General features: G+C 46.6%; 22 protein-coding genes, 6 tRNA genes, 1 pseudogene and 1 riboswitch. Of the genes and pseudogenes, 22 read left to right on the forward strand and 7 right to left on the reverse strand.

Features of this window, described 5'->3' with window-relative positions; genetic code table 11:
• Nucleotides 1-75 precede the first annotated feature (75 nt).
• Nucleotides 76-384, forward strand: coding sequence for a hypothetical protein (locus MKY75_RS06335; RefSeq protein WP_029516338.1), 309 nt, complete (start codon nucleotides 76-78; stop codon nucleotides 382-384).
• Nucleotides 385-596: 212 nt separating this feature from the next.
• Nucleotides 597-2228, forward strand: coding sequence for a formate--tetrahydrofolate ligase (locus tag MKY75_RS06340; protein ID WP_340884700.1), 1632 nt, complete (start codon nucleotides 597-599; stop codon nucleotides 2226-2228).
• 23 nt (nucleotides 2229-2251) lie between these two features.
• On the opposite strand, the gene MKY75_RS06345 is transcribed toward MKY75_RS06340, so the two are convergent.
• Nucleotides 2252-3982 carry an ABC transporter substrate-binding protein gene (locus MKY75_RS06345; RefSeq protein ID WP_340884702.1) on the reverse strand — a complete coding sequence of 577 codons (1731 nt, stop codon included), beginning with the start codon at nucleotides 3980-3982 and terminating at the stop codon, nucleotides 2252-2254.
• A 108-nt stretch (nucleotides 3983-4090) separates the two neighbouring features.
• Entirely contained in the window at nucleotides 4091-5083 is a 993-nt protein-coding gene (locus tag MKY75_RS06350; protein ID WP_340884705.1) for an ABC transporter substrate-binding protein, read from the reverse strand.
• 234 nt (nucleotides 5084-5317) lie between these two features.
• On the opposite strand from MKY75_RS06350, the pseudogene MKY75_RS06355 reads away from it, so the two are divergent.
• The 6 genes and pseudogenes from MKY75_RS06355 to MKY75_RS06380 all read left to right on the forward strand — a co-directional run bounded on the left by MKY75_RS06355 (nucleotide 5318) and on the right by MKY75_RS06380 (nucleotide 12135).
• Nucleotides 5318-5949, forward strand: a pseudogene (locus MKY75_RS06355) (LysE family translocator).
• Between the two features lie 110 nt (nucleotides 5950-6059).
• Nucleotides 6060-7337, forward strand: coding sequence for an outer membrane lipoprotein-sorting protein (locus MKY75_RS06360; RefSeq protein ID WP_340884708.1), 1278 nt, complete (start codon nucleotides 6060-6062; stop codon nucleotides 7335-7337).
• Between the two features lie 269 nt (nucleotides 7338-7606).
• The gene (alr, locus tag MKY75_RS06365) at nucleotides 7607-8803 is read left to right on the forward strand and encodes an alanine racemase (protein ID WP_340884711.1); all 1197 of its coding nucleotides are present in this window, start codon (nucleotides 7607-7609) and stop codon (nucleotides 8801-8803) included.
• Nucleotides 8804-9094: 291 nt separating this feature from the next.
• Nucleotides 9095-9376 carry a CopG family ribbon-helix-helix protein gene (locus tag MKY75_RS06370; RefSeq protein WP_007429334.1) on the forward strand — a complete coding sequence of 94 codons (282 nt, stop codon included), beginning with the start codon at nucleotides 9095-9097 and terminating at the stop codon, nucleotides 9374-9376.
• A 6-nt stretch (nucleotides 9377-9382) separates the two neighbouring features.
• Entirely contained in the window at nucleotides 9383-9733 is a 351-nt protein-coding gene (locus MKY75_RS06375; protein ID WP_007429335.1) for a type II toxin-antitoxin system PemK/MazF family toxin, read from the forward strand.
• Between the two features lie 179 nt (nucleotides 9734-9912).
• Nucleotides 9913-12135: a Tex family protein gene (locus MKY75_RS06380; protein ID WP_039269623.1), complete on the forward strand. Its 2223-nt coding sequence runs from the start codon at nucleotides 9913-9915 to the stop codon at nucleotides 12133-12135.
• Between the two features lie 104 nt (nucleotides 12136-12239).
• Here the strand turns inward: MKY75_RS06380 and cmpA are convergent, their stop codons facing one another.
• Complete coding sequence (cmpA, locus tag MKY75_RS06385) at nucleotides 12240-12374, reverse strand: cortex morphogenetic protein CmpA (protein ID WP_007429337.1); 135 nt, start codon at nucleotides 12372-12374, stop codon at nucleotides 12240-12242.
• Nucleotides 12375-12518: 144 nt separating this feature from the next.
• Here cmpA and MKY75_RS06390 point away from each other — a divergent pair, with 144 nt between their 5' ends.
• From MKY75_RS06390 to MKY75_RS06400, 3 genes are all read left to right on the forward strand, one after another.
• Nucleotides 12519-13043 carry a SprT family protein gene (locus MKY75_RS06390; protein WP_340884712.1) on the forward strand — a complete coding sequence of 175 codons (525 nt, stop codon included), beginning with the start codon at nucleotides 12519-12521 and terminating at the stop codon, nucleotides 13041-13043.
• A gap of 44 nt (nucleotides 13044-13087) precedes the next feature.
• A tRNA-Asn gene (locus tag MKY75_RS06395) sits at nucleotides 13088-13163 on the forward strand.
• Nucleotide 13164: 1 nt separating this feature from the next.
• Nucleotides 13165-13253 (forward strand) — tRNA-Ser (locus MKY75_RS06400).
• A 179-nt stretch (nucleotides 13254-13432) separates the two neighbouring features.
• On the opposite strand, the gene MKY75_RS06405 is transcribed toward MKY75_RS06400, so the two are convergent.
• Nucleotides 13433-14308 (reverse strand): Cof-type HAD-IIB family hydrolase, encoded by an 876-nt coding sequence (locus MKY75_RS06405; RefSeq protein ID WP_340884714.1) that lies wholly within the window; start codon nucleotides 14306-14308, stop codon nucleotides 13433-13435.
• Nucleotides 14309-14377: 69 nt separating this feature from the next.
• A complete protein-coding gene (locus MKY75_RS06410) occupies nucleotides 14378-15139 on the reverse strand; it encodes a DeoR/GlpR family DNA-binding transcription regulator (RefSeq protein WP_029516347.1) in 762 nt (253 codons plus the stop codon).
• A gap of 245 nt (nucleotides 15140-15384) precedes the next feature.
• Between MKY75_RS06410 and MKY75_RS06415 the strand changes: the two genes are divergently transcribed.
• The 6 genes from MKY75_RS06415 to MKY75_RS06440 all read left to right on the forward strand — a co-directional run bounded on the left by MKY75_RS06415 (nucleotide 15385) and on the right by MKY75_RS06440 (nucleotide 17372).
• Nucleotides 15385-15456 (forward strand) — tRNA-Glu (locus MKY75_RS06415).
• A gap of 86 nt (nucleotides 15457-15542) precedes the next feature.
• Nucleotides 15543-15618: transfer RNA gene (locus MKY75_RS06420), tRNA-Lys, on the forward strand.
• Nucleotides 15619-15633: 15 nt separating this feature from the next.
• Nucleotides 15634-15716 (forward strand) — tRNA-Leu (locus tag MKY75_RS06425).
• 163 nt (nucleotides 15717-15879) lie between these two features.
• Nucleotides 15880-16335, forward strand: coding sequence for a MarR family winged helix-turn-helix transcriptional regulator (locus MKY75_RS06430; protein ID WP_023987598.1), 456 nt, complete (start codon nucleotides 15880-15882; stop codon nucleotides 16333-16335).
• Between the two features lie 185 nt (nucleotides 16336-16520).
• Entirely contained in the window at nucleotides 16521-16895 is a 375-nt protein-coding gene (locus MKY75_RS06435) for a helix-turn-helix domain-containing protein (protein ID WP_029516348.1), read from the forward strand.
• 93 nt (nucleotides 16896-16988) lie between these two features.
• Nucleotides 16989-17372 (forward strand): helix-turn-helix domain-containing protein, encoded by a 384-nt coding sequence (locus MKY75_RS06440; protein ID WP_013309253.1) that lies wholly within the window; start codon nucleotides 16989-16991, stop codon nucleotides 17370-17372.
• 125 nt (nucleotides 17373-17497) lie between these two features.
• On the opposite strand, the gene MKY75_RS06445 is transcribed toward MKY75_RS06440, so the two are convergent.
• Nucleotides 17498-17719 carry an XRE family transcriptional regulator gene (locus MKY75_RS06445; protein WP_340884716.1) on the reverse strand — a complete coding sequence of 74 codons (222 nt, stop codon included), beginning with the start codon at nucleotides 17717-17719 and terminating at the stop codon, nucleotides 17498-17500.
• A gap of 342 nt (nucleotides 17720-18061) precedes the next feature.
• Between MKY75_RS06445 and MKY75_RS06450 the strand changes: the two genes are divergently transcribed.
• Nucleotides 18062-18144 (forward strand) — tRNA-Leu (locus tag MKY75_RS06450).
• A gap of 145 nt (nucleotides 18145-18289) precedes the next feature.
• On the opposite strand, the gene MKY75_RS06455 is transcribed toward MKY75_RS06450, so the two are convergent.
• On the reverse strand, nucleotides 18290-18775 hold the full coding sequence (locus MKY75_RS06455; RefSeq protein WP_029516350.1) for a glutathione peroxidase: 486 nt from the start codon (nucleotides 18773-18775) through the stop codon (nucleotides 18290-18292).
• Nucleotides 18776-19241: 466 nt separating this feature from the next.
• Nucleotides 19242-19414, forward strand: a riboswitch (cyclic di-AMP (ydaO/yuaA leader).
• A gap of 115 nt (nucleotides 19415-19529) precedes the next feature.
• Here MKY75_RS06455 and MKY75_RS06460 point away from each other — a divergent pair.
• The 4 genes from MKY75_RS06460 to kdpB all read left to right on the forward strand — a co-directional run bounded on the left by MKY75_RS06460 (nucleotide 19530) and on the right by kdpB (nucleotide 24080).
• On the forward strand, nucleotides 19530-19925 hold the full coding sequence (locus MKY75_RS06460; RefSeq protein ID WP_340884718.1) for a hypothetical protein: 396 nt from the start codon (nucleotides 19530-19532) through the stop codon (nucleotides 19923-19925).
• 183 nt (nucleotides 19926-20108) lie between these two features.
• Nucleotides 20109-20186 (forward strand): potassium-transporting ATPase subunit F, encoded by a 78-nt coding sequence (locus MKY75_RS25565; protein ID WP_071559652.1) that lies wholly within the window; start codon nucleotides 20109-20111, stop codon nucleotides 20184-20186.
• Between the two features lie 149 nt (nucleotides 20187-20335).
• A complete protein-coding gene (gene kdpA / locus MKY75_RS06465) occupies nucleotides 20336-22012 on the forward strand; it encodes a potassium-transporting ATPase subunit KdpA (protein WP_340884719.1) in 1677 nt (558 codons plus the stop codon).
• 37 nt (nucleotides 22013-22049) lie between these two features.
• Nucleotides 22050-24080, forward strand: a complete 2031-nt coding sequence (gene kdpB / locus MKY75_RS06470; protein ID WP_340884722.1) for a potassium-transporting ATPase subunit KdpB — start codon at nucleotides 22050-22052, stop codon at nucleotides 24078-24080.
• Nucleotides 24081-24091: the final 11 nt, after the last annotated feature.

Here is a 24091-nt window from a genome sequence, read left to right on the forward strand (position 1 = left end):
AGTTCCATTTATTCCCTCTGTCCTATATAATCTAATATAGTTCTAAAAGACTATATAAAGAGAGGTAAGGGGTAAATGAAGATTAAATTAAGAAATAAAACTGGAATGATCAAGGAACGCAAAGTAGGTTTTTCATGGACTACGCTCTTTTTCGGTTTTTTCCCTGCGTTGTTTAGAGGGGATTGGAAGTGGGCTGTTATTATTTTTCTGGTATCGATCCTTACGAGTGGGGCGTCCAACTTTGTATTTTGCTTCATTTATAATCGCTTACATATTAATGATCTGCTGTCCCAAGGCTATGGCCCTGCTACTAAGAAATCCCAATCTATCCTGATTTCTAAGGGATTTATTGCTGAAAATTACGCTGCTAACTTTGCAGGTTAATTTGAGAGCTGTTTGTTAAACGAGACGTATCAAAAGGGCATCCACCAAAGTCCATACGGGCGGGGGAGGCTCTTTTTTAATAACTCACATGATAGCAACGCTTGCGATGAAATGAATCATAGCGCAATAAGCGGCACACTTTGGTAAAATAAAACGATACAGGGTTTGACACCATCGGTCAGACTTATAAAACGGGGGGTACATAACGAAAGATGAAGAGGATTATTGATATAGCCAAAGAAGCAGGAATTGAAGAAGAACATCTAGAGACGTATGGAAAATATAAAGCAAAGCTGAACCCGTCCCTGTGGGAGCAGTTAAAGGATCGTCCGAATGGAAAGCTGGTGCTGGTTACGGCGATGAACCCCACGCCAGCGGGAGAAGGCAAAACGCTGACCACCATTGGACTGTCGCAGGCGCTGAATGCGCTGGGGCATAAAACCGTTGCTGCGTTACGTGAGCCGTCCCTTGGCCCTTGCTTCGGCATGAAAGGAGGAGCAACTGGGGGAGGACAAGCCCAGATTGTTCCAGCAGAAGACATCAACCTCCATTTTACAGGTGATATTCACGCGATTTCGGCAGCGCATAATTTGCTGGCAGCGATGATCGATAACCATTTATTTCATGGAAATGCTTTGCGGTTGAAACCCGAGCGGATTGTGTGGAAACGCGCTGTAGATATGAACGACCGGAGTTTACGAAACATTGTAACCGGATTGGGGTCAGGTAATGGAGCAGTGAGAGAAAGTGGTTTTCTGATTACCTCGGCTTCAGAAGTGATGGCCGTATTATGTTTAAGTGAAGATATGGACGATCTTAAAGTGCGATTGGGTCGGATGGTGATTGGTTATAACGAAGATGGCGAAACGGTAACAGCTGAGGAACTACATGCGGTGGAAGGTATGGCTGTGCTGCTTCGGGAAGCATTGAAACCCAATCTGGTGCAGACGTTGGAGGGAACTCCAGTTATTGTGCACGGCGGACCTTTTGCGAATATTGCGCATGGATGCAGTAGTTTGATCGGTACGAAGCTAGCCCTGAAGCTGGGAGAGGTGGTTGTCACGGAGGCTGGGTTCGGGGCTGAGCTGGGGGCAGAAAAGTTTTTTGACATCAAGTGCCGTCAATCCGGTTTGCAGCCAGATGCGGCTCTGTTGGTCGTAACCGCCAAAGCGCTGAAATATAACGGCGGTGTAGCTAAAAATGAGCTGGACGCAGAAAATCTGGAGCAATTGCAACTTGGATTAGCCAACATGAATCGGCATGTACGGAATTTGCAAAAGTTTGGCGTGCCAGTACTGGTAGCGGTCAACCATTTTGTAACAGATAGCGAAGCCGAGCTGGAACTGATTTTCTCGGAATGCCTCAAGCTGGGAGTACCCGTAGAGTTGTCACAGGTGTGGGCACAGGGAAGCCAAGGGGGAGAAAAGCTGGCCCAAAGCCTGCTCAACCTGCTCCAGGAGGACAAAGCCCATTTTGCACCATTGTATGAGCATACCCTTGATTTGCAAGCGAAAATTAGTGTTATTGCGAAGGAGATTTACGGTGCGGCAGAGGTAGCTTACACTCCTGCGGCCAAACGGGCGTTGGCCGGTATGGAGCAGCTTGGTTTTGGACAACTGCCTGTATGCATGGCCAAAACGCCGTATTCTTTCTCAGATCAACCTTCTCTGCTAGGTGCACCGGAAGGCTTTACCATTCACGTGTCCAGCGTTGCTTTGTCTGCAGGGGCAGGCTTTGTGGTCGTGGAAACAGGCAATACTATGACGATGCCAGGATTACCAAAATCCCCAGCAGCTGAGCATATGTCTCTGGAGGCAGATGGAAGCATTCAAGGTCTAATGTAGTATCTTTAGAAAATGACAGCTTCTCAGGATGAAGTGCCAAGCAGTTTGGGCAGTGCAGTAAGCAGTTTTTGCCGGGTTATGGCATCGCTCCAGTTCCAGCGTTCAGCTTCTACGAAATATACCCGACCTTGACGTACAGCAGGGAGGCTGCGCCAGAGAGGGCTGCTGATCATGCGTTCCAGCGTACGTTTGGATTCTGGGGCTGTCGGGACAAGCATAAAAATGCGGTCCCCGGCGTAATCAGGCAATTCGCTTGGATCTATTTCCGCGAAGCCGTGTCCCTCGTCGAGCACCCTTTGGATCGGTTCAACGGGCTGAAAGCCCTGGGGGTGGTAGAGGGCCGACGAGAATCCGGACATACCCATGACAAAGAGCCGATCACCATGATCGAAGATGAAGACGGAGGCCGTTTCTCCGGCTGTGATTTGCGTACCGAGCTGCTGCCACATTGCCAGATTACGGGCTGTGAAGGTAGACAACCAGCGTTCGGCCTCTCGCTCCTTACCGAGCCAGGCGCCAAGTGTACGCATCCGTTCCTCCAGCGTGGCGAAGGAGTTGAAGGTGACGGTGGGGGCGATGCTGGCAATGCGCTTATATTCCTGTTCGTCCGAATTGGCGATGATAATTAGATCAGGATCAAGAGCACTGGTCAAGCGGGCATCCAGTGGAAGGCCTACATCGGCAACATTCACAAGACGATGTTTATAGACACTGTATTCACTGAGTTGCAGACTTCCGCCGATGGCTTTGGCCCCTAATGCCAATAGATCGCCCATCGTTTCTCCATGATAGATGATGCGGCTTGCTCGACGCGGAATATGAATATGGTGGCCCGTCCAATCCTTGACGCGCACAGAACCGGAGACAGAAAGTGCGTACTTGCCAGGGGGAATCCCGGTCATTTGCCTAAACCGTCGATTAAAATAATATTCGTCAGAGAAACCAACCTGACGGGCTATTTCACGTAAAGGCCGTTTGCAATCCAGCAGCAGCCGCTTGGCATGATTCAAGCGCAGCTCAGTGAGGTAATGCAGCGGCTTTTTGCCTGTGATTTTACGAAACATTTGTGAGTATTGCCATATGGAAACGTTCGCCTGCTCGGCAAGCTGCTTGACGGTAATGGGCTTTTCATAGTTGTTTTCCATATATGAGAGAGTGCCTTCTACCGATGCTGGCAATGCCGGATTAGAGGTATTGTTTTGATCAATATCGGTGTGATCTTCCTGCCACAGCAAGAGCAACTCTTGAAACATGATTTGCTGCCGTAATACGGATGTTTGGTTATGCGGCTGTACCGTTTGTTGGGTACTATAAAATAACTCTTCAATCAACTGAATAAGTTTGGAGGAAGAAGAGGAGACGATGTATTCGCGCGGTTCCGGCAGGACAGCTCCATGATATATGGACGGCATGCGCCCTGCGTGTTCAGCCAAGGCCATGTCCGCTTGTGGTTCCGACGTCAAAGCGATGACCTCAAACGTGATTTTGTAGTATTCAGGTACAGTTCCATTCAGGGGAGCGATTTGATAGGATTCACCTGGAGCTAGCCAATACCCATGACCTGTATGGAATAGATACTGCTCTGGGCCAATGTCCACCATCCCTGTCCCACTGATGAACATAAGAAGACAGTGATATGAACTGGGACGTGATAATAATTCATCGGTAGGCTCACCAATCAACGCAATTTCTTTAAAATGAAAAAGCAGTGAGCTGAACGGAGGAGGATATACGGACGACGAAGACTGGTTCACAGTATTGCTCCTTTTATTGAGAATGGTTATCATGTATATATGAGTATACCTCCTTTAGGTTCAACAAAAAAGAAGCCTATCAACAAGTGTCGATAAGCTTCTCCAATTTTATCTGATGAGCTTGGGCAATTCCTTCAGCAGCCATTCTCGAGTGGAAGCATCACTTTCAGTTTTGCCAATATCCTGAGTGTACACACGACCCTGTTTGACAGCAGGGAGCTGGAGCCACAGCTTGCTTTTCATTAACTGTTCGGTGGATTGTTCGGCTTCTGAACTTGGTGTTCTTAGTATGAAAATCCGATCTCCAGCGTATTGTCCGATCACTTCCTGAGATATTTGTACAAATCCTTTGTCTTCATCCAGTGCTTTCTGGATAGGAGGGGTAGGTTTGAAACCATTCTTTTCATACAGTAATTGTGACAGTCCTGTCCGTCCCATTGCGAATAAACGGTCACCTGGATAGTAGGTAAAGACTGAAGCAGTTTCCCCCGCCTTAACACCTTCTGCGTGAAGTTTGGTCCACATCTCCGCTTCCTTTATTTTATATTGGGCAAGCCAATCTTCAGCGTCCTTTTTCTTGTTCACAATGTCTCCGAGATGCAGCAAACGTTCGTTTAACGGAGCAAAGGTATCGAACATAATTGTAGGTGCAATTTTTGTTAACGCTGCGTATTGCTTTTCATCTGTATCGGCGGTAATGATCAGGTCAGGCTGTAGTTCCAAGGCTTTTTCCAAATTAATCGGGAACCCCAGATCAGCCACGTTCTGAACCTGCTTTTCGTAAACCTTGCCTTCAATCATAGAAGTTGATGTACCTACAGCTTGTACGCCTAAAACCAATAAATCCCCATAGTTTTCTCCAAAGTAAGCAATGCGCCGAGGAGTCGTGGGAATATTCACTGTATGTCCCTTATAGTCTGTGTATTCACGAGTTGTGGCAGCTTCCGATGTTTTTGTAGATGCTGTCGTGTTGCTGCTTGCACTCTGATTGTCAGATGCGCCGCATCCCAGCAGCAATGCCCCCATAAGAAAGAATAGGCAGATGAGAGCAGTGTATGGTCGAGTAGATTTTTTGTTGATTGTCGAGCTCTTGTTGGTCATAGCAACCTCCGTATAATAGAATGATTCAGAATTTTGCAAATGAGAATTATTATCACAAAAGCTATGATAAGCGCTGGACCCTCAATACTCAATGGACAAACTTGGTCAATGAATCCGATTTTGTACAAAATAAGTCCCATGTGTTCTTAGCTCATCTCATTCTTCAAAATTTATTGATTTGTCATTTTTTATGGTATAGAATAGCATTTTTATACATTTGAAAGGGGTTTTGAAATGGCATTGTTTATTACATATGTTTTACTAGGTTTCTCTATATCACTACCTGTAGGTACAATTACGGTTGAAATGACGAAGCAAGGGCTAAAGAATGGATTCATGCATGGTTGGATTGTGGGCCTTGGGGGATGACCATCGATTTGTTATTAATTACTGGCTTGTATTTTGGTCTGGCCTCAGTCTTGTCATTACCTGTGGTACAAGTGATTATGTGGTTCGTTGGAGCCCTTTTTTTGTGCTACGTGGGGTACGACAGCATTAAAAATGCAGATCATGATATTGCGCTAGAAGGAGAGAAAAAGACGAAATCATTATTTTCTTCCTATAAAAATGGGCTGCTTGTAGCTGTTTCACCAGGAAATTTAGTGTTCTGGGTGAGTGTTTTTGGAACTGTGCTGGCAAGCTCATTTGATCGGTCAAATACAAGTCAATTCTTGATTGTTGGCTTAGGTATTTTGTTTGGTATTCTTATCCATGATTTAGGCTTGATGACCCTCGTAGCCACAACACGGAAAGCCATGAATCGAACCGCTATCAAGTGGGTTACGATCGGTGCAGGCGTGGTTTTGATCGGTTTTTCGATTTATTTTCTGTATGAATTTATGATCACTCTCCAAAAGATTTTATAGCATTACGCAAGGATACGTTCAAGCTTGTCATGCCAGTCTGCATAAATCGAACAAGTCCTTCATAGACATGTACTAATTCATTTAAAACATGTGCTGAAGGGGTTGATGACATGCGCCGGATTTCATGGATGCTCGCCATGGTCATGTGTGTAACGCTGCTGCTGGCCGGGTGCGGCAAGAAGAGCGCGGACGATGTGGTTAAAGATTTGAGTGACGTGGTGAGCGACCTGAACAGCTACCACGGTACAGCTTTGATGACGCTGCATACCGGCGACACGCCGCAGGAATACAAGGTGGATATTTCCTACCGCAAGCCGTCCTATTACCGAATTGCCATGACGAACGAGAAAAAGGATGTTACGCAAATTGTGCTTCGTAATGATGAGGGTGTATTTGTGCTAACACCCAGCCTGAACAAAAGCTTCCGTTTCAAAAGCGACTGGCCAAACAATCAGGGTCAAGTATATTTATATGAAACGTTGGTTCGCAGCATTATCGGCGATGCCTCCCGTCAGTTGGCTACCGACGATAAATCCTATGTGTTTGATGTGGCAGCGAATTACAACAGCCATGCGCTGGTGAGACAAAAGATATGGCTGTCCAAAAATGACTATGCACCCACTCAGGTACAGGTGTCTGATGCGAATGCCAAGGTAGTTGTTGATCTGAAATTCGATCAATTTGCTTTTGATACGAAGTTTGACAAGGACTCTTTTGATATGGAGCGGAATATGGCTTCAGGTAAGACGAGTACAGGTAGCGCAGGGGCGCCATCTTCCGGAGCAGTAGATCCCAGCAGTCAGCTTGATCCTTCCGGTGCGATGGATGGGACGACTGGCGTGACGACTGGCGAACCCGGACAAGAGCAGGGGACCGCAGGGGATGCAGTCCAGCAACCGTCAGGGCAAGCCAAGGTGGACGGTACTGCCACAAACGATACGTCCAAACCGGACAAAGCAGCCAACGCAGAGGCGCAGCAACAAACCCCGGGCACATCGGATGCCGCAAACGGAACGTCAGCGGGAACAGATGCGGCAGAAGCTGTGATGGGTGAGTTCGGCTTGATCGAACCGTCTTACACGCCAGCCGGAGTACAGATCAAGGATACGCCGGAGCTGGAGGATAATGGTACACATGCCGTGATGCTGCGGTATAGTGGAACGTATAATTATACCATTGTGGAGGCACGTCCAAAAGATCGGGCGGTCGCACTGGCCGCAGGCGAACTGGTTGATATTGGAGGAAGCTTCGCCGTGCTGACCGGAAGCGAACAGCAGACGATGACCTGGATGAATGACGGAATCGAGTTCAGAATCACCAGTGCTGACCTGCCTGTGAGCGAAATGATACAAATTGCCGCTTCTATACAGGATCAATCGGGTAAATAAAATTTTATAGACGGATGCAGACGGTCTAGAGTGTAAAAATGCTCTGCTGCCGCCCGTATCCGTCTTTTGTTCATTCGCAGTCTAAGATGTGCATCGCTTGTATATCCTGTTCTATTGTAGAGATGGTAGAGGAGGCTGGTAAAGCCCCCCTGCCATTGACAGCCACGTTTTTGAACATTACCATTAACCTTTGGAAGCAAGCACTTTTGCCACACTCCGAATGGTAAAAGGTTATGTTACAGGCTAACAATTGAAGAAGGTGACTGGATTTGCAAGCACAATACAGATCGACCCGGGCCGAAATCAACCTGGATCACCTTGGCGCCAACTATGAAGCTTTTCGCAAGGCATTGCCAGCGGATAAGCTGATACTGGTCTGTGTCAAGGCGAATGCCTACGGACACGGTGCCGTGGAAATTTCAAAGGAATTGGAACGCCTTGGTGCGGATTATTTGAGCGTCGCTTTTCTGGATGAAGCGTTGGAGCTTCGTCATGCGGGGGTTCAGCTACCGATTCTTGTACTCGGCTATACCCCACCGGAAGCTGTACAAACGGCTTGGGAGCATGATATCTCATTGACTGTGTTCAGTGAAGAAGTGCTGGAGGGTATCCGCAGACTGGACTGCCAAGGAAATGAACGCAAGCTGAAGGTGCACATCAAAATAGACAGCGGCATGGGAAGACTGGGTTTGCTGCCTGGAGAAGAGGCTATGGCTTTTGTCCGGCAGGCTCACGAATTAGAGCAGGTGCTGCTGGAAGGCATGTACACCCATTTTGCCCGCGCGGATGAAGAAGACAAAAGCTATACACTGCTACAATATGATCGGTTTCGGGGCGTGGCGGAAGCGCTAAGGGAACAAGGTATCACCATTCCCATTATACATACGGGCAACAGCGCCGCTACCATTGATACCCCTTCTCTTTCCCCCAATATGGTGCGGATTGGTATCAGTATATACGGTCTGTATCCGTCTGATGAGGTTAACCGGCGAGCGATTGAACTGCTGCCTGTATTGTCATTGAAGACGGCGGTAGTTTATACCAAGACGCTTCCTCCTGGCTGGGGAGTTAGCTATGGCACCCGGTATGTGACTACCAGTGAAGAACGGATCGGTACACTGCCAATCGGCTATGCGGATGGATACTCCCGCATGCTGAGTGGGAAGATCGAAGTATTGATACGCGGTCGCCGCGTCCCGGTACTCGGCACGATTTGCATGGACCAGTGTATGGTATCCTTACAATCTTTCGCAGAAGATGCGGAAGAAATCCAAACCGGCGAAGAGGTTGTTCTCATCGGTCAGCAGTCCGGCGAAACTATCGCGGCGGATGAGCTGGCATCCAAGCTTGGTACGATCCACTATGAGGTGATCTGCATGATCGCAGACAGGGTACCGCGTGTATACACACGAGGCCATGTTCCTGTTATTCGAGTGAACTCGCTTCTTCCAACCCACTGGAATTAATTTCATAACGCAAATTACCGAATAAAAGCAGGAGTTTTCGCAGAACGTCCCGAAATATGTATAAAGGAAAGAAAAGAGCGCTATAACTGTCAAAAGACGCATCAGGCTCCGCTGACACTTGTATTTCGGGGATCAAACGCCTGTACGAAAACGAACTGCGTAGTTTATAATGGAATGCAGCATAGATGATATACGAATATCATATACATTCTTGTATTCCGTTTGAATAAATTACCGGGAATAACGTTATAATGGTACAATGGCGACAAGGTTTTGGGGGTGGAAGAGAAGTTGGCCAATTTGCAGAACACCAAAAGAATAATGATCAGTTTGCCAGATCATCTCTTACAGGAAGTGGACGGGATCGTAGCTATGGAAAATTCCAACCGCAGTGAATTTATCAGGCAGGCCATGAAGCTGTATGTAGGCGAACGTAAAAAACGTTACATTCGTGAAGCTATGCAGCGTGGATACATGGAAATGGCTAAAATTAACTTGACCATGGCATCCGAAGCCTTTCACGCGGAGGAAGATGCAAACAGCACCTTGGGCCGTACAGTTAGCGGGGTGTAATCCATATTGATCGTAAAGCGCGGCGACGTTTTTTTTGCAGACCTTTCACCCGTAGTCGGTTCCGAGCAAGGTGGCGTCAGACCTGTGCTGATCATTCAAAATGATATCGGCAATCGGTTTAGTCCTACCGTGATCGTGGCAGCTATCACCGCTCAGATTCAGAAGGCAAAGCTGCCTACACACGTGGAAATCGACGCGGCGACGCATGGCTTTGATCGTGATTCTGTTGTTCTTCTGGAGCAAATTCGGACGATCGACAAGCAAAGGCTTACCGACAAAATCACCCACTTAGATGAAGAAACTATGCGCAAAGTGAGCGATTCGCTACAAATCAGTCTCGGTTTGATTGATTTTTAGCGTGATGGAACGACGAGTGAAACGGGAAAAGGGCAGCGCTTGGGCGCTGTCCTTTTGCGTGTCTGATGAAAAATGCAGGTAGGGCTTGCTCTAACGGCACCTGCTGGCGCTTTGAATCATTTTTTGTGATAATGAAAGACATGCTGTATGACAAGAGTTGTGAGGAAGAAGGGATAGGTTTGTCTAACGAGGAAACGAAGACGGAAATCCGGCAGGAGCCGAACGAAGCAGAACGCCAAGAGCGGATTGTCAAACAAGTGGCGAGAGAGCTGTCGCTGGCACTCAAGCAAATCCGGACAACGATCAGTTTGTTGGATGAAGGGAATACAATTCCTTTTATCGCGCGTTATCGTAAGGAAATGACAGGAGAGCTGGATGAAAATCAGCTACGTGAAATTGAAGATCGTGTAGTGTATTTGCGTAATCTGGAGGATCGTAAGGTAGAGGTCATCCGCATTATTGATGAGCAGGGCAAGCTGACGGAAGACCTGCAGGCGGCTATCACCTCTGCGGTTAAACTTCAGGAAGTGGAGGATCTGTACCGTCCGTATCGGCAAAAGCGCAAAACCCGCGCCAGTGTAGCAAAGGAACGGGGACTGGAGCCGCTGTCCATCTGGATCTGGAGCCAGCCGAAGCAGGGCGATGCTCTGAAAGAAGCTGAGTCTTATGTAAATGCGGAACTGGGAGTGGACAGCGCTGAGGCGGCCATCCAAGGAGCCTTGGACATTTTAGCTGAAAATATAGCGGATGATGCGGCTATTCGCCAATGGGTACGCCGATATACACTGGACCATGGTATGCTGACCTCCGAAGCGAAGGACGCAGAGCAAGAATCCGTGTATGAGAACTACTACAGCTATCGTGAACTCGCTAAGAAAATGCCACCTCACCGTATTCTGGCGATTAATCGCGGGGAGCGGGAAGGCATTCTTAAGGTTGGTCTGGAGGTAGTGCCAGATTCTATTTACAATTACGTGGCAGGCCAAGTGATTAAAGGATCGTCTGTCGTGCAAGATCTGCTGCGCAGTGTCATTGAGGATGCGTATAAAAGACTTATCGCGCCGTCTATCGAGCGTGAAGTGCGCGCTGAAATGACGGAGAAGGGCGAGCAGCAGGCGATCTCCATTTTTGCAGGCAACTTGCGCAGCCTGTTGCTACAGGCTCCGATCAAGGGCCGACGTGTGCTCGGTGTCGATCCGGCCTATCGGACAGGCTGCAAGCTGGCGGTTGTCGATGACACCGGCAAGCTGCTCGAAGTGGCTGTGACGTATCCGACACCACCGAACAACAAGAAGCGCGAGGCTGCTGAAAAGTTCAAGCAGCTGATTGCCCAATACGGGATCGAATTGATTGTCATTGGTAACGGAACCGCTTCGCGCGAGACAGAGCAATTCGTAGCGGAAGTCATCGCGGACATTGGTGACAGCAGTCTAGCGTATCTGATCGTCAATGAGGCGGGCGCAAGCGTATACTCTGCCTCCAAGCTGGCACAGGAGGAATTTCCCGATTTAGACGTGGCCGAGCGCAGTGCGGCTTCCATCGCACGTCGTGTGCAGGACCCGCTGGCTGAGCTGGTCAAGATTGAGCCGAAGGCTATTGGTGTAGGCCAATACCAGCATGATGTGTCGCAGAAACATCTGGATGAAAGCTTAAAGGACGTTGTCGAATCAGCCGTTAACCATGTCGGTGTAGATGTGAACACGGCTTCTTCTGCGCTGTTATCCTATGTAGCAGGGATCAATGCGACGATTGCCAAAAACATCGTTAAGTACCGTGAGGAAAACGGTAAATTCAGCAACCGTCGTCAGTTGCAGAAGGTGCCGCGTCTTGGTGCAAAAACCTACGAGCAATCTGTTGGCTTTATCCGTATACCGGGTGGAGAAAATCCGCTGGATCGCACACCGATTCACCCTGAATCCTATGCTGTCGTAGACCGCCTGTTGGCGGAACTGGCCATCAATGCCCACGATCTGGGCACCAAGGCTGCAACGGAAGCACTGAACGTGTCCAACATTGACGAACTAGCTGCGAAGCTGGAAGTCGGCGTGCCGACACTGAAGGATATTCTGGACAGTCTCCAGCGTCCGGGCCGTGACCCGCGTGACGAGCTGCCGTTACCTGTATTCCGCAAGGATGTGCTGAAGATCGAGGATCTGGCACCGGGTATGGAGCTTCAGGGAACCGTCCGCAATGTCATTGATTTTGGCGCGTTTGTCGATATCGGTATTAAAAGTGACGGGTTGGTTCATATTTCACAGCTGCGCAGTGGCTTCGTAAAGCATCCGATGGATGTCGTATCTGTCGGTGATAACGTAACGGTGTGGGTGTTAAATGTTGATTTGAAAAAAGGCAGGGTTGGTCTGACGATGAAACCTCCTGCAGAGGCGCAATCGCAGGCATAATACTTTAAATAAAACTGTGCAACCTTCTTGTGAAGGGTTAACAAAAGCCGGAATCTCCGAACTGCATCGGAGATTCCGGCTTTCATTTTGGATGCCTTTAGCTTTTACCCGTTGTTGGCATCGAACTCCACGCCAGGTGCTTTATGATAAAAAAACCAACAATCGTTCAACAGTTTAATTTGGCGCCGGTCCTTTTTGTAAAAGGCCCGCATGAGCTGGTTGCTGAGCCATTGAGGCAAGCCGATCTCCTCCTCTGCGTTACATCTGTATGTTTAGCATATGGGGTGGGTACCTAAAGTGTGCTTATGAATTGGGGGTTAGACTTCGGTCGTTATTTTATAATATGCTTGTCAGTAAGGAGCGAAGGAGGAGAGACCGTAAGGATGGAGTCCAAGTCCCTGAACAATTCAATGAACCATTCAATGAGCCATTCTATGAGTAATGAAGAGCTTCAAGAATGGGTAGAGCGCATTTCGCTGGAGAGCTTCGGTGTGCCGTTTCGACATCAAGCCACCTTTAATGCACGTCTGTCTTCCACAGGCGGTAGGTATTTTATGAAAAGTCATCATATTGAAATTAATCCACATCAACTCGCAGCTTACGGACGTTCTGAGGTGGAGAAAATTATTAAGCATGAGCTGTGCCATTATCATTTACATTTGCACGGGATGGGCTATCAGCATCGAGATGCTGACTTCAAAGCATGGTTGGCCCGTGTAGGAGGAAGCAGGCATTGTCAGACTCTGCCGGGAAGAACGGAACGTAAGCCTCAGCCTTATCGTTACAAGCTAGTATGCGTTTCCTGTAAACAGGAGTATATGCGCAAGCGTAAGATGAATCCTCAGCGATATCGCTGTGGGAAATGTGGAGGTAAGCTTCGCCTGTTGGCACTTGACGGCACCCCCTGAATCATGGTAAATTAACCATACTGTAAGATAATTTACAGTAATGTTCCCTGATAGCTCAGTTGGTAGAGCACTCGACTGTTAATCGAGTTGTCACAGGTTCGAGTCCTGTTCGGGGAGCCATGGAGAGGTACCCAAGTGGCTATAAGGGGACCCTCTGCTAAGGGGTTAGGCTGCGAAAGCGGTGCGAGGGTTCGAATCCCTCTCTCTCCGTTGGTATTTTAAGTAGAAAAAGGACGCTCGTATGCATTGTAATGATGCTTGCGAGCGTCCTTTTTGTCTAGATCTGCTTTGAAAATAACGGTGGACTGAAATTCGTTTAAGTGGAGAGACGAACGTGCTGCGTACGCCATGAAGCGACGTCAACCTGTCTTGTAAGCAGCCAATGACTTCTATTTCACAGTGTCAGCCTCAACTGTCTTAAGTATGTTCAACAGAGCATGAGCAACGCCATCTTCCGTATTAGTCAGAGTCACTTCGGAGCAGACGGCCTTAATGTCGTCTTTTGCATTGCCCATGGCAATGCCTCTTCCTGCCATTGTCAGCATGGAGATATCGTTGTAACTGTCCCCAATCGCTACAGCTTCCTGCATGGGAATGCTCAGATGATTCGCCAGATAACGCAATGCATTACCTTTAGACGCGTCCTTATGCTCGACTTCAAAGTTACGGTCTGAAGAGATGACCATGTTCAGGCCCTGAAAACTTTGGTAACGCTCACGGCCCCGATCCAATTTGGCTTGATCAAAGGAGAAACAGAGCACGTTATAAATCTCTACATCCAGTGGAATGTCCTCATATGAAGCGATGCGGGTATGTCCGGTCTGTTCATATTGTTTTTCGGCTGCGTGTAATAATGTATCCAGCGAAATATCCGGGTTGGCGCTCAGCAATCGATCCATTTCAACAGCAAGTAGCTGATGTCCGTTTTGTGGAGAATAAATAGCGCGGTCTGTCATGACCTCATAGTAAAAGTCGTTGTCGTGCAGCCAGTTCAGCACTTCAAACGTTTCACTGCGGCCTATAGGAGTAGAGGTTAACTGACGACGATGCACATCGTGTACGGTTGCTCCGTTTGCTCCAATGACGGGAGTTATAAGTTCTGCTTCCTCTAGCTTTGTCCAGGCGTCATAAGCGGCTCTACCAGTGGCAATTGTCACCTGAACGCCTTGCTTTTGTGCTTGGCGTATAGCCTCCGCGTTCACTTTGCTTATTTTTCCTTCCTCGTTCAGCAGTGTTCCATCCATATCAATCGCAAACAGTTTCATTTCTCTCCAACTCCTGTCTTTCGATATCTCTGTGATAAATCTTGAGTTCTAGCTAAGCAGTTTCATATTTTATGAGGGGACAACAACTTCAATATCATGATGTTGCAAAATTTCCAGCATTGCTGGTTCTGGCAAGCGATCGGTGATCACGATATTAACTTCAGATAAATCAGCAAAACGATACGGGAAATTAATTCCGAATTTCGAATGGTCCGCAAGGATGATCACCTGATCCGCCTGTTTCATCATCTGATGCTTCAGCATACCGTCTTCTTCATGAATCAGGCTTAGTCCGTGAGATGATATGCCTCCAATCCCGATAAAAGCTTTGTCTACAAAATAGTGAGACAAAGTGGCGATTACGGACGAGCCATATACATATCGGTGTTCTTTTTGCAGGCGGCCTCCCAACAGATGAATGGAGACACCGTCTTTTCCAGATAGTACGTCAGCCTGATTAATTGAATTGGTGATAACCGAACATTCCTGCACATTCAGTCTTTCTGCACACGCCTGTACGGTGGTAGAGGAATCCAATATAATACGATCCCTATCTCGTACCATGTTGGCAGCCAATTGTCCGATCACTTGTTTCTCCTCAGATACAGTAAGCAGTCTTTCGTTATAATTTCCAATTGGATCGTGATGCAGTTTAGGGAGAAGGGCGCCGCCGCGGGTGCGAATAATTTTTTGATGCTCCTCAAGTTTTACCAGGTCTCGACGGGCCGTATCCCGTGAAACATTAAAAATTTCACAAATATCATCCACCGAAATACGCTTGTGAAGCTGTAAGTAATCAACGATTTTTAACATTCGTTCTTCCTGATACATAGAAAGCTCCTCTGATATATAATGATTTCGGTATCTCGTAAGTGATTATAAGTAAATATAAGTGATATTGCAATCATTTATCATAATTTTTCAGGGATTAGATGATTATAGATAAGTTAATGTAAGTGAACATGCATTTTATAATGATAAAAACTGCTTTTTTTAAAATTTCAAAAATAAGTATTGCCATTTGTTATTCTATTTGATATACTCTTTCTTGTCGCCAAGTTGGCGCATAATAATAAGGCCCGTTGGTCAAGGGGTTAAGACACCTCCCTTTCACGGAGGTAACAGGGGTTCGAATCCCCTACGGGTCATTGTTGTCTTTATAGACTACATGTTGCATGCTTAAGGGAAATTCCTGAGGTCTGGTCTAATGGCGGACAGCTTGGATGAACAGCATGAGCCATTAGCTCAGTTGGTAGAGCACCTGACTTTTAATCAGGGTGTCGAAGGTTCGAGTCCTTCATGGCTCACCATTTATATTTTGTTATGCGGTCGTGGTGGAATGGCAGACACGCTATCTTGAGGGGGTAGTGAGCGTACGCTCGTGGAGGTTCGAGTCCTCTCGACCGCATCAATGGAATGAACGGAAAAGTCTCTCGCGGTAGAGGCTTTTTTTATTTGTGTAATGATGTAATAAAGTAATGATTATGATGAAATAATGATTCCATAGTATAATATAACGCCATAATGTTATAGAATGATAAGTATAAACTTATGAAGTGACGGTGAAAAATATGGACACTCAACTGTTAGGAAATATATCAGAAAATATTTTGGGCTTGTTTCCGATTGTGAAGAAGAAATTTTTCACCTACGGTCCGCTCGATTTCCCATTACACTTGTCGCCTAATAACTTTCAGGTGCTAATGCTCCTGCGTGAAGTACGTTCGTCTACGGTATCTGATTTATCCAAACAGCTTAATGTCTCACGTCCGAACATGACTCCTCTTCTGGACAAACTGGTGGAGCATGGGTTGGCTGACCGCCAGTCGTGTGATTCGGATCGCAGAGTCGTGAATGTGGCGATTACACAGGAAGGCGATGCTTTTTGTGAACAGGTATTTCATACCTTCTCCAATAAAATTCAAGAAAGACTGGTGTATCTGCCAGAAGAAGATTTATTGCATCTGAGTGAAACTTTGAATGAATTGAAGCATATTTTACTTAAAATCGACAACTCTGCTACGTGATTGGCGTAAGTGGACTGGCTTAAAGACCGCCCTTTCTTCGGAAAACAGGCGGTTTTTGTTGCGTGTTGTGGTATAATGGGAACCAACATACATAATTCGGTAATTTTAGCATACGTGATCTTTGAAATGGGAACAGAGAACATGATATCGTTATTTGAGAGCCTGCTAGGGAGGAAGGAACTTCTATGCAATCTATTTACCATCGCATCGAGGAACTCATCAAGGAACGGGGAATGACGAAAAAGGCGTTCTGCCAGCAGTTAGGCATTAGTACAGGGAACTTCGGGGATTGGAAAAGAGGAAAAACGACGCCAGGCACGAATAAACTCATTGAAATCGCTTCTTTTTTTGATGCGAGTCTGGACTGGATTATGCTGGGTCGAGATATACAGGGTGAGGTGCTAAAGGAGTCGCAAGACCCTTATTTTTTTGACGCTTCAGGGCAACTGAATTGCCAGGAGGAACCGCTTAGTGAGGCGGAAAGAAATTTTATACTTGAGTATATTGAATTTACCCGCTTTCGTAAAGAGAAAAACCAGCGCAATTCTACTATGGGGTAATGGTTGCTTAGGATTTAATGGGGATTACTAATGAGTAAGGCTGAAAAATGAAAATTATTTCAGAAAAAGTTACTGTTTCGGAGGGGAAACATTTTGGGAGATCAAACTATTTATCAACGGATTGAAGCTTTGATTAAAGATCGGGGAATGACCAAGAAGGCATTTTGTGAAAAGCTTAAAATCAGTTCAGGGAATCTCGGTGATTGGAGAAGGGGGAAAACAACGCCGGGTACCACTCATTTAATTCAGATTTCGGACTTTTTTAATGTATCGCTCGATTGGTTAATGAAAGGGATTAAGCCGGGAGAAGGCGTACTTCAGGAGCAGAAGGCTGCTTATTTTTTTGGAGTGATGGGGCCACTGAATTGCCAGGCAGAAGATCTTGAGACGGAAGAACAGAATTTTATTTTAGAATATGTTGAATTTGCGAAATATCGTAAGCAAAAAAGTGAGAAGGATAAAACAAAGCCGGAATGATTTTTTTGGCTAAAGATTGTCTGGGTTGAAAACCCGTAAACGAACTGGAGGGGTTCGCTTTACGGGTTTATTTGGTTTCTTGGTGATATGGAATGACCTGTATGTAACTGGAATGCTTGTTGGATTTAGAGTGGCGATGCCTCCTTATAATCTTTATCGTCGATGTTCAGAATTGCAGCAACTTGTTTTCTGTACCTTTGTGCTTTGCGGGTGCCGTGAATCAGATTGGACAAGCGTGAAGGCGGAATATTGTGTGTCTCACAAAATGTTTTCTGATCCAGTCGAAGTTCGACAAGCCGTTGTTTGATGGCCCACCCGAAGGAGGTGACAGGCATTTTGTTGTTCAAAAGAAATCGCCCCTTACGGATTCTTACGGAATAATTGGTGTGTTATAATAATCATCAGTAAACATGTTAGAATTAACCATCTGAAACTATGATACACTTTTATACGTGTTTTTACAATCGTAAATACGTTATTTTGTCAAATTAATTACTTAGTTAAGTGCCAAGTGGTTCTGATAATCCGTAAGGGGGCAACATTAATGCATAGTTCAGCAAGCGGTTATCTTTATACAGGACGGTATTATTATCGCTCATATATGTAAGTTAAAATAATTATAATATTTTTGTTTACAAATAGTTGATGAGAGAGTATAATAAATCTGTTGCCTCAATACATTATGATTTGCGGTCGTGGTGGAATGGCAGACACGCTATCTTGAGGGGGTAGTGGGCGTACGCCCGTGGAGGTTCGAGTCCTCTCGACCGCATTATATGCAAGACCTAGTTAAAAAAGCATCCTGACACGGTTTACGTGAAAGGGTGCTTTTTTTGTTAAGTATTTTTCGTTATATTCTTTAGTCACGGAAGCCACGGTTGCAACAGGTCGTTTATTAACTGTGATAATGAAGAATGTCAGTTTTGCTGCAAAAGCTTCTCTATATCTCCCGCCAGCTTATCTGGCGTGGTTTGCGGTGCATAGCGCTTAAATACGTTACCTTCTCTTGTAATTAAGAATTTAGTGAAATTCCATTTGATCGCTTTGGACCCTAATACCCCCGGAGCTGTTTGGGTCAGGTAGCGAAATAAGGGGTGTGCTTGATCGCCATTGACATCTGTCTTGGCGAACATCGGAAAGGTGACACCATAATTGATCTGGCAAAACTCGGAGATCTCCTCATTGGAACCTGGCTCTTGTTTGGCAAACTGGTTGCTGGGAAATCCCAAAATTTCGAGCCCCTGTTCATGATACTGGTCATATAGCTCTTGTAGCGCTTTGTATTGGGGGGTTAACCCACATTTGCTGGCAGTGTTCACGATAAGCAGAACGTTCCCTTCAAATGTGGATAACGGAATTTGTTTCCCTTGCAGGGTTTGCGCATCATATTCATAAACGGTCATAGCATCTCTCCTCATTCAATATTCAGCAATTAAATTTTAGACAATTTAAAGAAGGGTTGCAAGGCTGGAAAAGCTGTATAAAGCCTTCAGGCGCTGTAAAATCGTATTTTGCTCAAAACAGTAAATCGCACCGCAAATGGAGCGAATAAAGGTGTTTCTTCTTATAAAAGCGGGTTCAATCGGTGTTTAGCTGGTACATATAGCGTATTTTCTTCTCTTTTTACAAAAAAAGGCCAATAACGCTTTACCCTACGCCAATATTGACATGCTTGTCATTTTCAAAAAGGGATGAAAAACAGAGATTAAAGGAGATGTGAGAAGCATAGTTGCATTGTAAGCGTTATTATTAATCTTCTATGCTCTAAAGCCCGATTTATAACCCTGCAGTTGAGCTTTACAGTCTTCCATGCGCGGGTGTATGATTCAAGACGTAATTTCAAATTAACTTGAATGAAGCAACAACGAAATGTCTATAGCGCTGAATTTTGCAGTTGCAAAAGCGGGGGAACCAATCGAGACTGTACGGCTTCGGAAGCCGTGTGTCTCATGGGGTGAATTTTCCGGTCAAGTGCCAGAAATAGGGCGACTCTCACGTCCGAATCCGACAGCTAACCTCGTAAGCGTACAGGGAGAGGCAACAAACCGCCGTGTGCAGCCATGGTTTATTTTATCATGGATATGTCAGAAGCCGGAGGAAAGCCTTTTTCCTTCGGCTTCTTTTTGTTGTCTTTTTATACCGGGAGAGGAGCTACTGATGGAAGGTCGGTTAATTATTGTCACTGCACCGAATGAAGCGGGCAGAAGTTTTGTGAAATTGCTTATGTTCAAAAAATTGGCGTTTGCAGTTCTCACGAATAGCGCCCAGGAGGAACGACAGCTCAAAAAAATGGGTGTGGAGCACATTGTCCGCATCAATACCATGCAAGCGGGAAAATGGAAATTTCCAAAAAAAGAAATTGGTAGTGTGTATTTGTTCGAGAACAGCTTGAATCTGACTTGCCGTTTCCTGCAAATATGTCGGCCACTAACATCGGAATCGATCTATGTTATTACGCACGGCTGTAATCCACAAGGAATTTATCGGGGATTGGGAGCGGACCATGTGATCTACACATTGAACGGAGAGGTGGGTTTTCTGCTGAACGGATAAGCACTTATAACATAGTTGTTTTATGATTTTATGATGAAATAAGAATGGCGATCTGAGGACCGATACGGAGGTTATGAACATGATGGATATATACATGCTGCTCGTCATGGCTGTGAGTTATGGAGTGATATTGCTGTTTGTACGCTGGTGTGATGCGCAGACCTCTAAAGGAGGACGAAGAGGATGATTGTTATACTTGGGCTTACGGCTATTGTGTTTATGTATTTAATCTACGCACTCCTGAACCCTGAAAAGTTCTAGTCAGCTATAGGGGTAGAGCGGGCGGGAACAACAGATCTGAATATTAAGCATCATAGGTAGCAGGTTTTCGCAAACGTGTGCACTCCATAGATGGTCTGAACCGGGTCTGTTGTTCCAAACGCAGGAGCATTTTGAAGGAGGAATAGAGGATGGAGTTGCTTCAAATTGGAATTGTGATCCTTATATTGCTGCTCTTGGTAAAGCCAATGGGTACATATATGTATCATGTATTCTCGAATGAACCGAATCGGACGGATCGGATTTTTGGCAGAACAGAAAAGCTGATTTATAAGGTAGTAGGTTTGAAGAAAGTGGAGAGCATGCGATGGACCACGTATGTTATGAGTTTCATTGCTACGAACGTCGTGCTTGTGGCGATCAGCTACTTGCTGTTGCGTTTACAGGGAATGCTTCCCGGTAATCCGGCGGGAAACAGTAATATGGAAGCATCACTAGCTTTTAATACGGTAATCAGCTTTATGACGAATACAAATCTCCAACATTATAGCGGAGAAAGCGGGCTTACGTATCTGACACAGATGGCGTTCGTCACGATGATGATGTTCACTTCGGCTGCTTCCGGTTTTGCGGTTGCTGCGGCTTTTATGAGGGGATTGACGCGGCGCGGTGAAGGGATGGGCAATTTTTTTCAAGATTTTATTAAAGCCATTATAAGGATTTTCCTGCCGCTGGCCTTTGTGCTAACGCTGGTGCTGGTTGGATTGAAGGTACCGCAGACGCTACAGCCTACGGCGGATCTTACGACGCTGAGCGGAACACAGCAGCAGATTTCTATGGGACCTATTGCTTCTCTGGAGTCCATCAAGCATTTGGGGACGAACGGGGGCGGTTATGCGGGAGCTAACTCTGCGCATCCTTTTGAAAATCCAAGTCCTTGGACGAACGTGCTGGAAATTTTGGCAATGTGGGTAATGCCGGCTTCGTTGCCGTATACCTTTGGATTGTTTGCCCGTAATCGTAAGCAGGGCTGGATTATTTTTAGCTCCATGATGGTATTGTTTCTTATTTTTCTATCCATTACGTACGTGTCTGAAAAGACAGGTAATCCGTTAATCCAGACACTGGGTGTGGATGCTTCTCAGGGAAGCATGGAAGGGAAAGAGGTTCGTTTCGGCATTGGACAATCGGCTTTATTCACTGCGGTCACGACAGCGGCAACGACAGGTTCGGTCAATAATATGCATGATACACTAACCCCACTGGGTGGTATGGCTGCTTTGGGAGAAATGATGCTAAACGTCATTTTTGGCGGCAAGGGTGTCGGGCTGATGAATATGCTGATGTATGCGATTCTGGGTGTGTTTATATGCGGACTGATGGTCGGGAGAACTCCAGAATTTATGGGAAGGAAAATTGAAGGCAAGGAAATGAAGCTGATCGCGATTGCCATTTTGGTACATCCGTTTCTCATTCTCGCCCCAACTGCACTTGCATTTATGAGTCATTGGGGATACGATGCGGTCACTAACCCTGGCTATCACGGGTTGACTCAGGTGCTCTATGAATATGCGTCATCTGCCGCAAATAATGGTTCGGGGTTTGAAGGTCTTTCGGATAACAACGTATTCTGGAACATGACAACGGGGATGGTTATGTTCTTCGGACGATATGTATCTATGATTGCATTGTTGGCTGTGGCGGCTTCGTTGAATGCCAAAGCACCGACTCCGGTGACGACGGGGACACTGCGCACGGACAACAAGTTATTTGGAGCCATTCTGATCGGGGTCGTGCTGCTGATTGGTGCGTTGACCTTTTTACCCGTCATCGTATTGGGACCTGTTGCTGAATTTTTGACCATGTGAAGAAGAAAATGAGAATGGATGAACGGGGTGTTTGATCATGAAGGAACAACGCAAACACATGCTGGACAGAAGCATCTTGAAGCATGCGATCAAGGATAGCTTTATAAAATTAAATCCGATGATCATGATGAAAAATCCTGTCATGTTCGTCGTGGAGATCGGTACATTGGTCGTGCTGCTAATGCTACTGTTTCCCGGTTATTTTGGAACTGGAAAGGAAATGGGCTTTAACCTGGCCGTGTTTGTTATTCTGTTGTTTACGTTGCTTTTTGCCAACTTTGCCGAAGCGCTCGCGGAGGGGCGGGGTAAGGCACAAGCTGCCTCTTTAAAAAAATCCAAGCAGGATACACAAGCTAACAAGCTCATCGGAAATGACATTCAGGTGGTTAGCTCAACCGAATTGCGTAAGGGGGACGTGGTTATTGTCTCCCAGGGCGAAATGATTCCAAGCGATGGTGAGGTCATTGAAGGTCTGGCTTCGGTGGATGAATCTGCAATTACGGGAGAATCGGCTCCGGTCATCAAGGAATCGGGTGGTGATTTTTGCTCGGTAACCGGCGGGACGCGAGTAGTCAGTGACCGGATTAAGGTGCGAATTACGACAGAGCCGGGCGAGACATTTATTGATAAAATGATTTCGCTCGTGGAAGGCGCACAGCGGCAAAAAACGCCGAATGAGATTGCACTGAACACTTTGCTGATTAGCTTGACGATTATTTTTCTAATTGTGGTGGTTACGCTAGCGCCGATTGCCCGTCATTTTAACATTGATTTGCCTGTTCCTGTGCTGATCTCGTTGCTAGTCTGTCTGATTCCGACCACGATTGGAGGACTGTTGTCAGCTATCGGGATTGCCGGTATGGACCGAGTCACCCAGTTTAACGTACTGGCCATGTCAGGCAAGGCGGTAGAAGCTTCTGGGGATATCAACACGATGATTCTGGATAAAACAGGTACAATCACCTTCGGGAACCGAATGGCGAGTGAATTCGTGCCTGTAGAGGGCGTGGAGAAGGCAGAGTTAGTGAAGTGGGCCGCGATTAGCTCAATGAAGGATGAGACGCCAGAGGGTCGCTCGGTTCTCGAATTGATGCGCAAACAGGAGCATACGTTGGATGCATCCTTGGCAGCAGGTGGAACCTTTATCGAATTCAAGGCGGAGACCCGGATGAGTGGTCTGGATCTGGCCGATGGACGAAAGGTACGCAAGGGTGCGGTGGATTCTGTTCGGCAATGGATCGTATCGCAAAACGGCAGTGTTCCAGCCGATCTGGAGGAAAAAGCGAATCAGGTAGCCTCTGAAGGAGGTACACCGCTGGCAGTCGCGCTGGATGATCAGATATACGGCATTATTTATTTGAAAGATACAGTGAAGCCAGGCATGAAGGAACGGTTTGATCAGCTCCGGGAAATGGGTATCCGTACGATCATGTGTACCGGAGATAATCCGCTGACAGCAGCTACAATTGCACGAGAAGCGGGAGTGGACGACTTTGTAGCTGAGAGCAAGCCGGAGGACAAAATCGCGGTTATCCGACGCGAGCAGGAACAGGGAAAGCTGGTTGCCATGACCGGAGACGGCACGAATGATGCACCTGCGCTGGCGCAAGCGGATGTCGGCCTTGCCATGAATAGCGGCACAGTCGCAGCCAAAGAAGCGGCTAATATGGTGGACCTGGATTCCGATCCGTCTAAAATTATTGAGGTGGTCGCGATCGGCAAGCAGCTGCTTATGACGCGCGGAGCATTGACAACGTTCAGCATTGCGAACGATGTTGCCAAATATTTTGCCATCATCCCGGCGATGTTCATGCTGGCCATTCCCCAAATGGGCGCTTTGAACGTCATGGGGCTTGGCTCCCCGCTGTCCGCTATTTTGTCGGCGCTGATCTTTAACGCGGTTATTATTCCGCTTCTGATTCCGCTGGCCATGAAGGGCGTGAAGTATAAACCGATGAGCTCGGATCGCCTACTGGGACGGAATTTGCTGATTTACGGTCTGGGCGGTATGGTCGTACCGTTTATCGGCATTAAGGCCATTGATTTGCTGGTGCATTTGTGGATTTAGCGCAGAAAGGG

It is taken from the genome of Paenibacillus sp. FSL L8-0663 (genome assembly GCF_038008125.1).
GTDB classification, from domain to species: Bacteria; Bacillota; Bacilli; order Paenibacillales; family Paenibacillaceae; genus Paenibacillus; species Paenibacillus polymyxa_D.

What these genes read in the sequence shown, in the direction of transcription:
- MKY75_RS06360 (WP_340884708.1), top strand. Translation starts at nt 6,060, where the DNA reads ATGCGCCGGATTTCATGGATGCTCGCCATGGTCATGTGTGTAACGCTG.
- kdpB (WP_340884722.1), top strand. Translation starts at nt 22,050, where the DNA reads ATGAAGGAACAACGCAAACACATGCTGGACAGAAGCATCTTGAAGCAT.
- MKY75_RS06335 (WP_029516338.1), top strand. Translation starts at nt 76, where the DNA reads ATGAAGATTAAATTAAGAAATAAAACTGGAATGATCAAGGAACGCAAA.
- kdpA (WP_340884719.1), top strand. Translation starts at nt 20,336, where the DNA reads ATGGAGTTGCTTCAAATTGGAATTGTGATCCTTATATTGCTGCTCTTG.
- MKY75_RS06430 (WP_023987598.1), top strand. Translation starts at nt 15,880, where the DNA reads ATGGACACTCAACTGTTAGGAAATATATCAGAAAATATTTTGGGCTTG.
- MKY75_RS25565 (WP_071559652.1), top strand. Translation starts at nt 20,109, where the DNA reads ATGATTGTTATACTTGGGCTTACGGCTATTGTGTTTATGTATTTAATC.
- MKY75_RS06405 (WP_340884714.1), bottom strand. Translation starts at nt 14,308, where the DNA reads ATGAAACTGTTTGCGATTGATATGGATGGAACACTGCTGAACGAGGAA.
- MKY75_RS06455 (WP_029516350.1), bottom strand. Translation starts at nt 18,775, where the DNA reads ATGACCGTTTATGAATATGATGCGCAAACCCTGCAAGGGAAACAAATT.
- MKY75_RS06410 (WP_029516347.1), bottom strand. Translation starts at nt 15,139, where the DNA reads ATGTATCAGGAAGAACGAATGTTAAAAATCGTTGATTACTTACAGCTT.
- MKY75_RS06340 (WP_340884700.1), top strand. Translation starts at nt 597, where the DNA reads ATGAAGAGGATTATTGATATAGCCAAAGAAGCAGGAATTGAAGAAGAA.
- MKY75_RS06350 (WP_340884705.1), bottom strand. Translation starts at nt 5,083, where the DNA reads ATGACCAACAAGAGCTCGACAATCAACAAAAAATCTACTCGACCATAC.
- MKY75_RS06390 (WP_340884712.1), top strand. Translation starts at nt 12,519, where the DNA reads ATGGAGTCCAAGTCCCTGAACAATTCAATGAACCATTCAATGAGCCAT.
- MKY75_RS06435 (WP_029516348.1), top strand. Translation starts at nt 16,521, where the DNA reads ATGCAATCTATTTACCATCGCATCGAGGAACTCATCAAGGAACGGGGA.
- MKY75_RS06460 (WP_340884718.1), top strand. Translation starts at nt 19,530, where the DNA reads ATGGAAGGTCGGTTAATTATTGTCACTGCACCGAATGAAGCGGGCAGA.